This is a genomic window from Pseudomonas sp. GW456-L13 (genome assembly GCF_017350115.1).
Lineage (GTDB): Bacteria > Pseudomonadota > Gammaproteobacteria > Pseudomonadales > Pseudomonadaceae > Aquipseudomonas > Aquipseudomonas jessenii.
The window spans coordinates 1,038,549-1,051,675 of the sequence record NZ_JACNAS010000001.1; the positions used below are offsets into that span (position 1 = coordinate 1,038,549).

The following is a 13,127-nucleotide window of genomic DNA, read 5'->3' on the forward strand; positions in this document are numbered from 1 at the left end:
GTGATTACAACAACGACAAGGTGTAATTGATGATGAACCGGTTCTGATCCACGTTGCGCCCGGCATCGGTATTGGACCTGGCGTTACGCAGTGTGAACCCCACCCCCTTGAACGTACCCGATTGCAACACGTAGTCCAGGGTCATGTCGCGCTCCCACTCGGACTGGTCACTGGCGTTTTGCGCCTTGATGTCCGTGCCCTTCAGATACACGATCGAGGCTTTCAGGCCCGGCACGCCCAAGGGCGCGAAGTCGTAGGTGTATTGGCCGAAATTCGTCTGCTCGCCGGCCCGGGCAAAGTTCTGGATCATCTTGTCGGTGGGCAGGTAGACACTGCCGCCGCCCGCCCCCTTGTCCACCAGGCTGCCCTGGTTGGGCTGGACGAAGTTGCTGCCATCGCCCACACGTTGATGCCCCACCGACACTGCGTGACCGCTGTGGCTGTAGGTGACCATCGCGGCCCAGGTGCTGTTGTCGATTTCACCATCGTTGTCATCGGTGTAGCCCGATACCCGATAGCCTTGCGCGCGGCCGGAGGCAGAGCTGTTGGCACCGCTCGACGTGGTACGGAAGTAACGCAGATCGGTGGTGAGCGAGCTGGCGCTGTCGATGAACAGGATGTGCGTCAGGCCGAGGAAGTTCTGGTTGTAGAAGTCTTCCAGCTGCGCGAAGTAATACTGGGTCTTCAGGTTCCTGGCGAGGTTGTAGTCACCGCCCGCGTAGTAGAACTTGTTGCTGTCCTGCGTGCTGCCGGCGACCGACAAACCTGTGCGGTCCGTCGAGGCGCGCCCTACCGCGTGCTCCAGCACCCCGCCGGTCAACGTCAGGCCATCGATGTCGTTCGAGGTGACCTGCGCGCCGGTAAACGATTGCGGCAACACACGGGCATCGTTCGCCAGAAGGATCGGCAATTTCGGCAGCAAGGTGCCGTAGCGAAATTCAGTCTTGGCCACGCGCATTTTCGCCGTAGGGCCGAAGCTGCTCCAGGCATCGGCCGCGCCGTCGCCATCAGAGGGAATCATGCCGCTACCGACGTGGCGCCCCGCTCCGCTGTCCAGCGTGATGCCGAGCAACGCCTGGGCATCGAGCCCGAACCCCACCGCGCCCTGCGTAAACCCGGACTCATAGCGCAACACGAAACCCTGGGCCGCCTCTTCGGTTTTCGAGGGGGCAGCGCTGCCATCGCGATTGTCGCTGTTGAAGTACAGGGTGCGCATCGACAGGTTGGCCTTGCTGTCTTCCAGAAAACCATGGCCTGCGGTATCGGCAGCCTGTGCGCACACCGAACTGGTGACCAGCAGGACTGCGGTGGGAATCGCTCGTTTGAACATAGGGGCTCCTGGGTGTTTCTTATCGTTATTTGAAGGTTTCACCGCCAGACAGGACCCGATTACCGCCCACGCAACAGCGCTCGATGAGTGACATGAGTCATCGGACGTTCGAGGTGAGGGTTGACTGACTGGCTTGTGAAACTCTTAAAACACTTCGAGAGGCTATTATCAAACGCGGTGAAAGTAGTTTTCGTACAGGGATAAGCCTTGTCGCACAGGGGTATGGACGATCACTGTTTTTGAATATCGGTGCGGCGGATTTTCATCATACTGACTTCATCGGCAGCGATCGGTGACTGCTGGTATGTCACTACAAGAGCAATGCCCCATGAACGATCAAATCGAACTTTACGGCGCGAACACCGGCAACAGCCTGAGGGCCGCGATCGCCCTGGAAGAGTCGGGCATCGCCTATACGGCACGCAGGCTCGACCTGTATGCACAGGAACACCGTGGCCCGGCCTTCCTGGCGCTTAACCCGGCCGGGAAAGTACCGACCCTGATCGATCACGGGACAACTCCGGTGCTGGTCATCAACCAGTCCAACGCCATCATCCAGTACGCCGATTCCATTGCGCCCGGAAAGCTGGCACCGGCGCAGCCAGGACCTGATCGCACCCGGGTGATCGACCGCTATTTCTTTTTCGTGACCGATGTCATCGCCCCCAGCCACGCCGCCTTTTTTCTGCACCAGGCGGGGCAGACCAAGGCGGCGGCGATCATCGATCTGCGGGTGATTGAACAGCTCACCTACTCGGAAAGCTTTCTGACGGACGACTTCATGGCCGGAGCGCAGTTCTCCATGGCCGACATTTCGGCCTTCACCATTGCCACGGCGTTCCGTGATCGGCTGGACTGGAAGCAACTGCCTCAGCTATCACGCTGGTTCGACACAGTCGAAGCCAGGCCAGCGGTACAACGCGGCCTGAATGTGTTCAAGCAGTGCTGAGCGGTCACCGATAACAAAAAAGCCCGGCACATGTGCCGGGCTTTTTCTGACGAACACGAAACGACTTTGCCTCAGTCGGTGTAGCCGAACTTCGCCGAACGGCTTTCCTGCGACTGGCTTCGCGTAGCTAGGCAGTAATACAACGGGCACGTCACCACCAGCCCCACCAGCCACGACAGGTCCGCGCCCTCCACCAGATTGGCATACGGTCCGACGTACAGTGAAGTATTGGCGAATGGCAGTTGCACGATGATGCCGATGAAGTAGGCAATGATCGCATGCAGGTTGAAGCGACCGTAGATGCCGCCGTCGGCCCGGAAGATCGAGGCGATGTCATAGCGACGACGCTTGATCAGGTAAAAGTCGATCAGGTTGATCGAGGCCCACGGCACCAGCACCAGCAACAGCGCCAGAATCAGGCCAATGAATTGCGAAATGAAATTCGCCGAGGCACCCAGCGCCACCACGCAGCAACCCGCCAGCACGATGCCCGACAACACCACGCGCACCTTGATGCTGGGCGTCCATTGGCTGGCGAAGGTCTGGATCGAGGTGATGATCGACAGCACTGCGCCATACAGATTCAAGGCGTTGTGGCTGATGATGTTGAGCAGGAACAACACCATGAGGATCGGCCCCAGCCAACCGGTGGACTGCTTGACCGCCGCCATCGCCTCGGTGCCTTCCGGGGTTGCCAGTACCGCCACGGCGCCGAAGGTGAACGACAGGATCGTGCCCAGGGTCGCTCCCAGGTAGGTGGCGAAGAACGGACGGGTGATACCGATATCCGCCGGCAGGTAACGCGAGTAGTCCGACACATACGGCGAGAAGCTGATCTGCCAGATGATGCCCAGCGACACCGTGGCCAGCCAGCCGGACAGGTTGAACCCGCCGCGAGTGAAGAAGTCCGCCGGCAGATCATGGGCGAAGATATAGAGGAAACCGGCGAGCAAGGCACCGCCCATCACCCAGGTGCCGATGCGGTTCAGGGTATGGATGAAGCGATAACCGATCACCCCGATGGCCGTGGCGCTTAAGGCGCCGATGAGAATGCTGGCCGGCACCGGAACCGACGGCGCAATGCCGACAATCGATTTACCTGCCAGCACGATGTTGGAAATGAAGAAACCGATGTAGATCAATGCCGCGAAGAACACGATCAGCAGCGCGCCATAGCGGCCGAACTGACCACGGCTCTGCACCATCTGCGGGATGCCCATGCACGGTCCCTGGGCCGACGCCAGCGCAATCACTACGCCGCCGACCATGTGCCCGAGGGCTATCGCCAGCAACCCCCAGAACAGGTTGAGGTGGAACACCTGGACCACCATGGCGCCGGTGACGATGGGCAGTGGCGCGATGTTGGTGCTGAACCACAGGGTGAAGAGATCGCGGGCCTTCCCGTGGCGCTCTGCGAGTGGAACGTAGTCGACCGTGTGGTTCTCGATCAACGGGTCTTGCCGGGACATCTGGGACATGTGCATGAACTCGAGTTTGTCTGTTCTTATCTTTGTATGAAGCCAAACCGGGGGGACTCTCTGGCCGCCCCTCAGATGCGGACCATATTATGGTATTCCAAACTTTAAACAAGACTGATCCGGTCTTTGAACATGCATCTGAGCCGGCATCCTGCCCGATCTACGCCAGCGTTGGCTAGCTTAAAGCCCAGCAATCATTGGGCTTCCGACGAAAGCCTTACGTTTATCGGTTCACCTAAAAAGACCTTGCAATCGATGTATTACGGTATACCATCAGACCTATAAACACATAAAAACGCGTCACACCACCCGAGGACCGTCCAATGATCGATGCCGCCATCTACAAACAAGTCATGGGTTCGTTCCCGTCCGGAGTGACCGTGATCACCACCCTGGATGACGACGGGCAAATCGTCGGCCTGACCGCCAGCGCCTTCAGTTCGTTGTCGATGGACCCGGCTCTGGTGCTGTTCTGCCCCAATTACAGCTCCGACTCCTACCCGGTCCTGATCAAGAACAAACGTTTTGCCATCCACGTGCTTTCCGGCGGCCAGCAAAGCGAAGCCTATGCCTTCGCGCGCAAAGGCAAGGACAAGGCCCAGGGGATCGAGTGGACGTTGAGCGAGCTGGGCAACCCGATTCTGGCCAATGCCACGGCGGTCATCGAATGTGAGCTGTGGCGCGAATATGAAGGCGGTGACCACGCCATCATGGTCGGCGCGGTGAAAAACCTGATCGTGCCCCGCCAGAGCAGCGGGCCACTGGTGTATTGCCACGGCAAGATGGGCGCCCTGCCCGTTCTGGCCTGATCTCCGCCTTGTGGGAGCGAGCCTGCTCGCGAAGACGGTTTGTCAGTCACATCCACATGGCTCGGCAGACCGCTTTCGCGAGCAAGCTCGCTCCCACAGGTTGCTCACTGACCAGTGAGAAACATTTGCACAGATCTCGTATTATGGTATACCAATAATCAACAGGCCCGCGATCGACAGGCCGACAACAATAGATCCGAGGTAAGCGTCATGAAGTTTTCCCTGTTCGTACACATGGAACGTTGGGACGAGAGCGTCAGCCACCGCCAGTTGTTCGAAGACCTGACCGAACTGACGCTGATGGCCGAGGCCGGTGGTTTCAGCACCGTGTGGATCGGTGAACACCACTCCATGGAATACACCATCTCGCCAAGCCCGATGCCGCTGCTGGCTTACCTGGCGGGCAAAACCACCACCATTCACTTGGGCGCCGGCACCATCATCGCGCCGTTCTGGCATCCGCTGCGGGTGGCCGGTGAATGCGCGTTGCTCGATGTGATCAGCAACGGACGCATGGAAGTCGGCCTGGCCCGTGGCGCCTACCAGATCGAGTTCGACCGTATGGCCGGCGGCATGCCGGCCTCCTCCGGCGGCCAGGCGTTGCGGGAAATGGTTCCGGTGGTGCGGGCATTGTGGAACGGTGACTACGCCCATGACGGCGACATCTGGAAATTCCCGACCTCCACCAGCGTACCCAAGCCGATCCAGCAGCCGAACCCGCCGATGTGGATCGCCGCCCGCGACCCGGACTCGCACAACTTCGCCGTGGCCAACGGTTGCAACGTCATGGTCACGCCGTTGATGAAAGGCGACGAGGAAGTCCTCGACCTGAAGAACAAATTCCAGGCCGCGCTCGACAACAACCCCGGCGTGCCGCGACCGCAACTGATGGTACTGCGTCACACCCACGTGCACACCGCCGACGATCCTCAAGGCTGGGAAGTCGGGGCCAAGGCTATCTCCAGGTTCTATCGCACCTTCGATGCCTGGTTCGGCAACAAGACCACCCCGGTCAACGGCTTCCTCGCGCCGAGCCCGGAAGAGAAATTCGCCGGTCGCCCTGAGTTCGAACTGGAAAGCCTGCACAAGACCGCCATGATCGGTACCCCGGAAGAAATCATTCCGCGCATCAAGTACTACCAGAAACTGGGGGTCGACGAATTCAGCTTCTGGTGCGATAACAGCCTGCCCCACGCGGAAAAGAAAAAATCCCTGGAGCTGTTCATCAAGCATGTGGTGCCAGCGTTCCGCTGAATGCGCCGCCCTGCTCCCCGGACGCGAAGCCGGGGGTCAGCACACCTCAACTGTGGGAGCGAGCTTGCTCGCGATGGACGCCAACGATAACGCGGGCCATCTGAATGACCGCGTTGTCCAGAGTTTTTCGCGAGCAGGCTCGCTCCTACGAGGGTCGATTCCAATGATGACTGGTCGCCTCCCATCACTCGCCCTTCCCTCCGGCGCCGCGCGGGCTTACCTGCGCGGTGAATGGACCGCTTCGCACCTGCATTTCAAGCGCCTGCGCGCCAGCGTTTCGGCCAAGCAGAACGGCTTCTGGCAAATAGTTCACTGAGCCCACCCGAACAGCCAATCACGCACCCCGCGTCTCGCCATTGCATGGCGCGTACGGTGCATCGTGTTTCGTCTTGATCAGGTTTGCCCAATGAACAATAACAACGCGCTGTTGATCATCGACATGCAGCAGGAGGACGGCTTCGTCCTGGAAAACTTCGACTCAGTGGCTACCAATACCGCCACCCTGCTCGATACCGCCCGCCATCAGCGGATGCCTGTCATCTATACCCGCCACATCAATCAGGCCGACGGCAGTGACCTGCCCCACGGCGAACCTCTGGCCACCGACGGTGGCCCCGGCAGTTACCGCGCCGGTACCCGCCAAGTGGAAATCATCGAGTCACTGACGCCTCAGCCCGGTGAGTTGATCATCGACAAGGGCCGTTACAGTGCCTTCCACCGCACCGACCTCGATGCCCGACTCAAGGCAATGGAGGTCGACACGCTGATCGTCTGCGGCGTGTTGACCGACGTCTGCGTGCTGACCAGCGTGTTCGATGCCTTCGCCCTGGGTTATCGCGTGCGCCTGGTCAGCGATGCCTGCACCACGACCACCGAGGCCGGGCATTACTCGGCCCTGCTGATCATGGCCAACTGGGTCTACGCGCTGGAAATCCTCACCACGACCGAGTGCCAGCGCGCCCTGCAACAGCTCGATCACATCAGCCTGATCCCCGAGCAGCCGGACCTGTTTGCCCACCAGCCCCATGAGCTGCAAAGCACCATCGCCCGTCTGCAATCCCACCTCGTCCGGACTCAGGAGTGATCGCCATGCAAGTCGAAAAAAGAAGCATCGATTTCATCCCCGAAACCGAACGTCACGGCAAACCGGGGTCGCTGTTCTACATCTGGTTCGGCGCCAACATGAACATCACCACCATTGCATCCGGCGTGTTGCCGGTGGTGATGGGACTCAACCTGTTCTGGAGTGCGCTGGCGATCATCATCGGCTCGTTGCTGGGGGCGATTTTCATGGCCTCCCACTCGGCCCAAGGACCGAAGCTGGGCATTCCGCAAATGATCCAGAGCCGGGCACAATTCGGCGTGTTGGGGGCGGTGTTGCCGCTGCTGTTCGTGATGCTGATCTACCTGGGTTTCTTCGTCAGCAACACCTTGCTCGCGGCCCAGGCGCTGGAGTCCGTCAGCCCACTGCCGATGTCCGGCAATATCTACCTGATCGGCGCGTTGTGCTTCGTCGTCGCGCTCTATGGCTATCGGTTGATTCACCGCTTGCAGAAGCTGCTGTCGATTCTGTCGCTGGTGGTGTTCGTGGCCGCCACGGTGCTCGCCTTGCAGTTGCCGATCCCGGCCGAACAATGGCTGCCAACAGGCTTCTCCCTGTCGAAGTTCCTGGTGGCGGTGAGCATTGCCGTGACCTGGCAACTGTCCTATGCACCTTATGTCGCCGACTATTCGCGCTACCTGCCGAGCAACACGCCCACCGCCCAGGTGTTCTGGTACAGCTACGCCGGCACGGTCAGCGGCGGCGCGTGGATGATGATTCTCGGGGCAATCCTGAGCGTCGGCATCGGCGACTTTTCCAGCAACGTCGGCGGGCATGTCGCCGGTCTGTTCGGCGCTGGCGCGGTGCTGCTGTTCGCCTTCATCGTCTACGGCCAGGTGTCGATCAACGTGTTCAACCTGTACGGCGCGTTCATGTCGACCATCACCGTGATCGAACCTTTCGCCCGGCTCAAGGTGACCCCGCGGGTACGCGGTGTGTTCATGCTGCTGATCAGCCTGGTGGCCACGGCCCTGTGCACCATCAGTCAGGACGACTTCATCAGCTTCTTCCTCAACTTCATCTTCTTCATGAGCTACTTCCTGATCCCGTGGACGGCGATCAATCTGGTGGACTACTACTGCCTGCGCAAAGGCCAGTACCGGATTGACGACATCTTCGACTTGAACGGGATCTACGGGCGGGTCAACCGGATTGCCTGCGGCAGTTTCCTGCTGGCGATTGCCCTGGAAATTCCGTTCATGAACACCACGCTGTATGTCGGCCCGGTGGCCACGGCGCTGGATGGGGTGGACCTGGCATGGATCGTCGGGTTGCTGGTGCCGGCGTTGAGTTATTACTGGCTGATGAAGCTCGGCAAGCGAGCGCCGATGATGGAGTCAGCGGCCGACTAAATTTCAGGCAAAAAAAATCCCAGGCAGCTGATGGACGCCTGGGATTTAAAAATGCATAAACCGTGGTGGTGAACGCGGCGCGGATATTACGGAATATTTCGGCCTGTAACAAGATATTTTTATTCACTATCCAGTTACTAAACGCTCTAACCCATTAAATATCCACATATTTTCTAAGGGCGACTAGAGAAACCAGCGATACTCCCGCGCGCTGATGTCATGCAGAAATGCCAGATGATCCTGACGTTTGTTCTCGCAATAGACGTCCACAAACTCTGCCCCCAAGCCTTCGCGCAGCACTGCATGATGTTGCATGGACTGCACCGCTTCGAGCATTTCCAGCGGAAAATCAATGCCACTGCCGCGGTCTTCATTGAGCGGTGCAATCGGCTCGCGCTCCCCTTCCAGGCCTTGCTCCAACCCCACCAGAATCGCCGCCAACGCCAGATAAGGGTTGGCATCGGCCCCGGCCAGACGATGTTCAATGCGCAGGTTCTTGATGTCCGACTCCGGAATACGCAAACACGCATCGCGATCCTCGAAGCCCCAACTGGCGCGGGACGCGACGTTCACCGTGCCGCTCAGGCGGCGCATGGCATTGTGGTTCGGGGCAAAAATCGGCATGCAGTGCGGCAACACATCCAGGCAACCGGCCACCGCATGGCGCAGCGCCCGCTGGCCGTTCGCCGCCAGCAGGTTGTTGCCGGCATGGTCATACAGGCTGACATGCACGTGCATGCCGCTGCCGGGGTGTTGCAAGTAAGGTTTGGCCATGAAGCTGGCGCGCAGGTTGTGCTTGAGCGCCACGCCCCGGGTGCTGCGGCAGAACAGGGCCGCCCAGTCGGCGGCGCGCAGGCCGTCATCGCAATGGCCGAAGTTGATTTCGAACTGGCCCGGGCCGAGTTCGGCGGTGATCACCGTGGCATCGACGCCCTGGGCTCGTGCCGTCTCGACCATTTCATCGAGCACCGGGGCGAAGCGCGACAAGCGTTCGATGTGCATGTTCGGCTGATCGTCGGCATCGCCGGTCAACTCATCACGGGGAAATTGCGGCAAGCCGTCCTTCAAGCGGCTGTCGAACAGGTAAAACTCCAGCTCGAAGGCCACCACCGGGAAAATGCCTTTGCGGTGCAGACGGTCCAGCACCCGCGCCAGCACTTCACGGGGTTCGAATTCGATGGGCTTTTCGGTGCCGTCGGAGGTGATCAGCATCTGGCCCAAGGGCTGCTTTTCCCAGCTCACCAGTTTCAGCGTGCCGGGCACCAAACGGCGCAGCGCGTCCGGATCACCATCGTTGAAGCAGTAATCGCCGATTTTGAACAGCCCACCCTGGGTGCCGAGCAGCACGCAGTTCTGCGGCAGCTTCAATGCACTGCCGGCAGCGACTTTTTCCAGCATCTCGATCGGGTAGCGCTTGCCGTAGAAATGCCCCGGAATGTCCAGGGAGATCAGGTCGACGTAACGCACTTCGGGGTTGCAGTGGCGGAAGTTGCGAACCTCGGCCAGCAGTTCAGAGCACACAGCATCCATCGTTTTGTTCCTTGTTGTTATCAGGTGTAAACCCAAAGCACGCGGGTCAGTTGGTCGGACAGGTTGCCGTAGCGGCAGTGCGCATGGCTGGCCAGTTGAAAGCTGTCGCCGGGATGCAGGGTCACCGGTTCGTTGTCGTCGAGCCACAGGGTCAGTTCCCCTTCCAGGACATAACCGCCCTGCTCGGAGCTGTCCTTCATGTGCCGGTCACCGCTGCTGGCACCGGGTTCGAGCTGGCTTTCGAGCATCGAGAACGACGCGCGCATTTTCGGCGAAACGAGGATGTCGGTGATGCCATCGGCGTAGTACAGCGTGCGGCGCTCGTCCGGGCGGGTAACCCAGGACAAGGCCATGGGTTTGGGCAGGCTGTAGAAATAGGTGGTCGGCACCCCCAGGGTTTCGCTGATGGCGGTCAGGTCCGCCACCGTCGGGCGCGACAGGCCGCGCTCGACCTGGGACAGAAAACCCACGGAGCGGCCGATTTTGTCCGCCAGTTCCTTCAGGGTGTACTTCTTGTGTTTGCGCAGGTCCTGGATCAGGATCGCCAGCGCCGAGATTTCTTCTTGCATGTCCATCTAGAGGCTTCCAGAAAGTGTCGCTTCAAATGCTGTCGCGCAGTCGATACCAGGCCTTGCCGATGGCTTCCAGCGGCGCGGCCAGGTATTTGCCGCCGGGAAAACTGCCGTTGTTCAGGCCTTGGTACAGGGACAACTCGTCGGGCTGACCGAGTACCGCGTCGGACACCGCCCTCGCCGCAGCCAGTGTCGGCAGCACGCCATGCCCGGAATACCCCTGCATCCAGTACAGATCGCCACGGCGGCCGATATCTGGTGTGCGCTTGAGGGTCAGGTCGATGTGGCCGCCCCAGGCAAACTCCAGGTCGACGCCGGTGAGTTGCGGGAACACGCGCTCCAGGAACGGCCGGGTCGCGGCGGCGATGTCCTTGGGCATGCCGCCAAGGTAAGTGCAACCGCCGCCGAACAGCAGGCGGTTATCCGGGGTGCGGCGGAAATAATCGAGCACGAACTGGTTGTCGGTCACGCACACATTGCTCGGCAACAGCGCGGTGGCTAACTCCTTCGTCAGCGGCGCGGTCGCGACCTGATAGGTCCCGACCGGCAACACGCAACTGGCCAGTTGCGGGTCGAGTCGATCGAGGTAAGCGTTGCATGCCAGCACCAGTACATCGGCGCGAATACGACCGCGCTCGGTGGTCACCACAAACCCGTCGCCCTCCTCGCCATAACTCAGCGCCTTGCTTTGCTCGTGGATGCGGCCACCGGCCCGCTCGATCGCATCCGCAAGGCCCAGGGCCAGTTTCAGCGGATTCAAATGCCCGCCCTCGGGATCAAACAGGCCGGCCTGATAACGCTCGCTGGCAACCCACTGCGGCAAATCGCTGCGCTCGATAAATTGCAGTTTGTCGTGGCCCCACTTGTGGCTGGCCTCGTGTTGCCATTCGGTCAGCAGGCCTACCCGACGGGGCATCACCGAGGTCCAGAGATGACCGGCGCGATAGTCGCAATCGAACTCATGGCGGCCGGGCAAGTCACGCAGCTCGCGCGCGGCCCAGCGCATGCCGTCCCACAAGCGCCGCGCCCGTTCGTAACCCAGCGCCGCTTCCAGCGGTGGCATGTCGCACGACCAGCCGAGAATCGCCTGGCCGCCATTACGCCCGGACGCGGCCCAAGCCACCCGGCTGGCTTCGAGCAAGGTCACGCGCTTGCCGGCCAGCGCCAGGCGCAAAGCCGTGTGCAATCCACTGAATCCGGCCCCGATGATCAGCACTTCGGTGTCTTGTTCACCTTCCAGTACGGCTCGATCGACCAGACGATCGGCGCAGGTATGGGCGTAGTAACTGGCGACATGCCGGGTGGATTGCTGAAACATACGGCCTCGTGAAATTTTGTATTTTTAATTTCATGAAAAAATACACGGTAAATTTCACACAAGCAATCAACGCGTAAAAAATCCCGCTCAGGCGAACCCGAGCGGGATGTTTTTATTCAGACGTGACGTTCGAATCAATCAGGCCACGGGAATCATCGGATCCGCCGAAGCCAGCGCCGAGGCGCGATCAGCCGCCGGTGGGTAGATCCACTGGGTGTTGATCTGAGTCTTCAATGCCTTGGCTTCGTGCTTGACCAACTTGACCTGACGATCCCAACCCTCGGTGTACACCGCGCCCCAAGCGCCCAGATCGAGGCAGGTCACGTATTTCGGCTGGCTGTACGGCGTCGGGTCGACACCGAGAAGCTGCGCGGCGACATTGTTGCCGGCATGGCGGCCCAGCGAAATAGCATGCTGACAGGTCATCAAGGCGTAGTTACCGATCTCGTCACTGGCCGCATAGGCGACGTCGCCGGTAGCGAAGATGTCGTTCTGGCCAATGACTTTCAGGTGCGCGTCAACATGCAGACGGCCCAGGTGATCACGTTCGGCGGGAATCTGCTCGGTCAGGGAGCTGGCGCGAACGCCGGTGGTCCAGACCACGGTTTTTGCATCGATGCGCGCCCCGTCGGACAGGGTGACACCGTCGGCATCGACCGACACAACCGAAGCTTTCAAGTGCCATTGCACGCCGGTCGCCAAGCTGGCCTCGACGATCGATTCGGCGATTTGCTCACCCATCGAGCCGCCCACTTTATCGCCGCGGTCCACGATGATCACATTGATGTCGGCACGGTCGCCGAGGATGGCCTGCAGGCGGGTCGGCATTTCAGTCGCCGTTTCGATCCCGGTGAAACCGCCACCGGCCACCACCACCGTGTTGCGCGCCTTGCTTTCGGGCTGGCTGGCCAGCGCCTTGAGGTGGTTTTCCAGGCGAACGGCCTGCTCGATCTGATCGACGTCGAAGGCATGTTCGGCCACGCCCGGAGTGCTCGACGAAGCCAGACGACTGCCGGTAGCCAGAACGAGTTTGTCGTAGCTGCAGACTTGTCGGGTCCCTGCGGCATCGACATAGCCGACCTGCTTTTGCTCGACGTTGATGGTCTGCGCCGCGCCCTTGATGAACCTGACCCCTACAGCATCAAACAGATCGCCAATCGGCGCGGCCAGTTGATGGGCATTCGGTTCGTAGAAGCGCGGACGCACACGGAGTTCGGCCTGAGGCGCCAGCACGGTCACTTCAACATCGTTGTGGCCGTGAATGTCGAACAGGCGCGTGGCACTCAATGCGGTCCACATGCCACCGAAACCTGCGCCGATCACCAGAATGTGCTGTTTCATTTTTTGACTCCTGGGGGGGAATGACCAAGTGTTGAAAATCGTTGAGCGGTTTAAGGACCGACGCGGGCTTGTACCCAGATAAGCGTCTGCCA

General features: G+C 60.3%; 12 protein-coding genes. 6 read left to right on the top strand and 6 right to left on the bottom strand.

What is annotated here, in order from left to right:
• Positions 1-4 precede the first annotated feature (4 nt).
• Positions 5-1,330, bottom strand: a complete 1,326-nt coding sequence (locus J4D25_RS04575; protein ID WP_057715448.1) for an OprD family porin — start codon at positions 1,328-1,330, stop codon at positions 5-7.
• 328 nt (positions 1,331-1,658) lie between these two features.
• Between J4D25_RS04575 and J4D25_RS04580 the strand changes: the two genes are divergently transcribed.
• On the top strand, positions 1,659-2,279 hold the full coding sequence (locus J4D25_RS04580) for a glutathione S-transferase family protein (protein ID WP_057715449.1): 621 nt from the start codon (positions 1,659-1,661) through the stop codon (positions 2,277-2,279).
• A 71-nt stretch (positions 2,280-2,350) separates the two neighbouring features.
• Here J4D25_RS04580 and J4D25_RS04585 read toward each other — a convergent pair whose 3' ends face one another.
• A complete protein-coding gene (locus J4D25_RS04585; protein ID WP_057715450.1) occupies positions 2,351-3,757 on the bottom strand; it encodes a cytosine permease in 1,407 nt (468 codons plus the stop codon).
• A 323-nt stretch (positions 3,758-4,080) separates the two neighbouring features.
• Here J4D25_RS04585 and J4D25_RS04590 point away from each other — a divergent pair, with 323 nt between their 5' ends.
• From J4D25_RS04590 to J4D25_RS04610, 5 genes are all read left to right on the top strand, one after another.
• Entirely contained in the window at positions 4,081-4,566 is a 486-nt protein-coding gene (locus J4D25_RS04590; protein WP_057715451.1) for a flavin reductase family protein, read from the top strand.
• A 210-nt stretch (positions 4,567-4,776) separates the two neighbouring features.
• Positions 4,777-5,820: an LLM class flavin-dependent oxidoreductase gene (locus J4D25_RS04595; RefSeq protein ID WP_057715452.1), complete on the top strand. Its 1,044-nt coding sequence runs from the start codon at positions 4,777-4,779 to the stop codon at positions 5,818-5,820.
• Positions 5,821-5,986: 166 nt separating this feature from the next.
• Positions 5,987-6,136 (top strand): hypothetical protein, encoded by a 150-nt coding sequence (locus J4D25_RS04600; RefSeq protein WP_162130443.1) that lies wholly within the window; start codon positions 5,987-5,989, stop codon positions 6,134-6,136.
• 90 nt (positions 6,137-6,226) lie between these two features.
• Positions 6,227-6,904: an isochorismatase family cysteine hydrolase gene (locus J4D25_RS04605; protein ID WP_057715453.1), complete on the top strand. Its 678-nt coding sequence runs from the start codon at positions 6,227-6,229 to the stop codon at positions 6,902-6,904.
• Between the two features lie 5 nt (positions 6,905-6,909).
• Positions 6,910-8,274, top strand: a complete 1,365-nt coding sequence (locus J4D25_RS04610; RefSeq protein WP_057715454.1) for a cytosine permease — start codon at positions 6,910-6,912, stop codon at positions 8,272-8,274.
• A 183-nt stretch (positions 8,275-8,457) separates the two neighbouring features.
• Here J4D25_RS04610 and J4D25_RS04615 read toward each other — a convergent pair whose 3' ends face one another.
• The 4 genes from J4D25_RS04615 to J4D25_RS04630 form a co-directional block, all read right to left on the bottom strand.
• The gene (locus tag J4D25_RS04615; protein ID WP_057715455.1) at positions 8,458-9,804 is read right to left on the bottom strand and encodes a glutamine synthetase family protein; all 1,347 of its coding nucleotides are present in this window, start codon (positions 9,802-9,804) and stop codon (positions 8,458-8,460) included.
• A 20-nt stretch (positions 9,805-9,824) separates the two neighbouring features.
• Positions 9,825-10,379, bottom strand: a complete 555-nt coding sequence (locus J4D25_RS04620) for a helix-turn-helix domain-containing protein (protein WP_008000492.1) — start codon at positions 10,377-10,379, stop codon at positions 9,825-9,827.
• A gap of 25 nt (positions 10,380-10,404) precedes the next feature.
• Positions 10,405-11,694, bottom strand: a complete 1,290-nt coding sequence (locus J4D25_RS04625) for an FAD-binding oxidoreductase (RefSeq protein WP_057715456.1) — start codon at positions 11,692-11,694, stop codon at positions 10,405-10,407.
• Positions 11,695-11,832: 138 nt separating this feature from the next.
• Positions 11,833-13,035 (bottom strand): NAD(P)/FAD-dependent oxidoreductase, encoded by a 1,203-nt coding sequence (locus J4D25_RS04630; protein WP_057715457.1) that lies wholly within the window; start codon positions 13,033-13,035, stop codon positions 11,833-11,835.
• Positions 13,036-13,127: the final 92 nt, after the last annotated feature.

What these genes read in the sequence shown, in the direction of transcription:
- J4D25_RS04585 (WP_057715450.1), bottom strand. Translation starts at nt 3,757, where the DNA reads ATGTCCCAGATGTCCCGGCAAGACCCGTTGATCGAGAACCACACGGTC.
- J4D25_RS04610 (WP_057715454.1), top strand. Translation starts at nt 6,910, where the DNA reads ATGCAAGTCGAAAAAAGAAGCATCGATTTCATCCCCGAAACCGAACGT.
- J4D25_RS04575 (WP_057715448.1), bottom strand. Translation starts at nt 1,330, where the DNA reads ATGTTCAAACGAGCGATTCCCACCGCAGTCCTGCTGGTCACCAGTTCG.
- J4D25_RS04630 (WP_057715457.1), bottom strand. Translation starts at nt 13,035, where the DNA reads ATGAAACAGCACATTCTGGTGATCGGCGCAGGTTTCGGTGGCATGTGG.
- J4D25_RS04595 (WP_057715452.1), top strand. Translation starts at nt 4,777, where the DNA reads ATGAAGTTTTCCCTGTTCGTACACATGGAACGTTGGGACGAGAGCGTC.
- J4D25_RS04590 (WP_057715451.1), top strand. Translation starts at nt 4,081, where the DNA reads ATGATCGATGCCGCCATCTACAAACAAGTCATGGGTTCGTTCCCGTCC.
- J4D25_RS04600 (WP_162130443.1), top strand. Translation starts at nt 5,987, where the DNA reads ATGACTGGTCGCCTCCCATCACTCGCCCTTCCCTCCGGCGCCGCGCGG.
- J4D25_RS04615 (WP_057715455.1), bottom strand. Translation starts at nt 9,804, where the DNA reads ATGGATGCTGTGTGCTCTGAACTGCTGGCCGAGGTTCGCAACTTCCGC.
- J4D25_RS04625 (WP_057715456.1), bottom strand. Translation starts at nt 11,694, where the DNA reads ATGTTTCAGCAATCCACCCGGCATGTCGCCAGTTACTACGCCCATACC.
- J4D25_RS04605 (WP_057715453.1), top strand. Translation starts at nt 6,227, where the DNA reads ATGAACAATAACAACGCGCTGTTGATCATCGACATGCAGCAGGAGGAC.
- J4D25_RS04620 (WP_008000492.1), bottom strand. Translation starts at nt 10,379, where the DNA reads ATGGACATGCAAGAAGAAATCTCGGCGCTGGCGATCCTGATCCAGGAC.
- J4D25_RS04580 (WP_057715449.1), top strand. Translation starts at nt 1,659, where the DNA reads ATGAACGATCAAATCGAACTTTACGGCGCGAACACCGGCAACAGCCTG.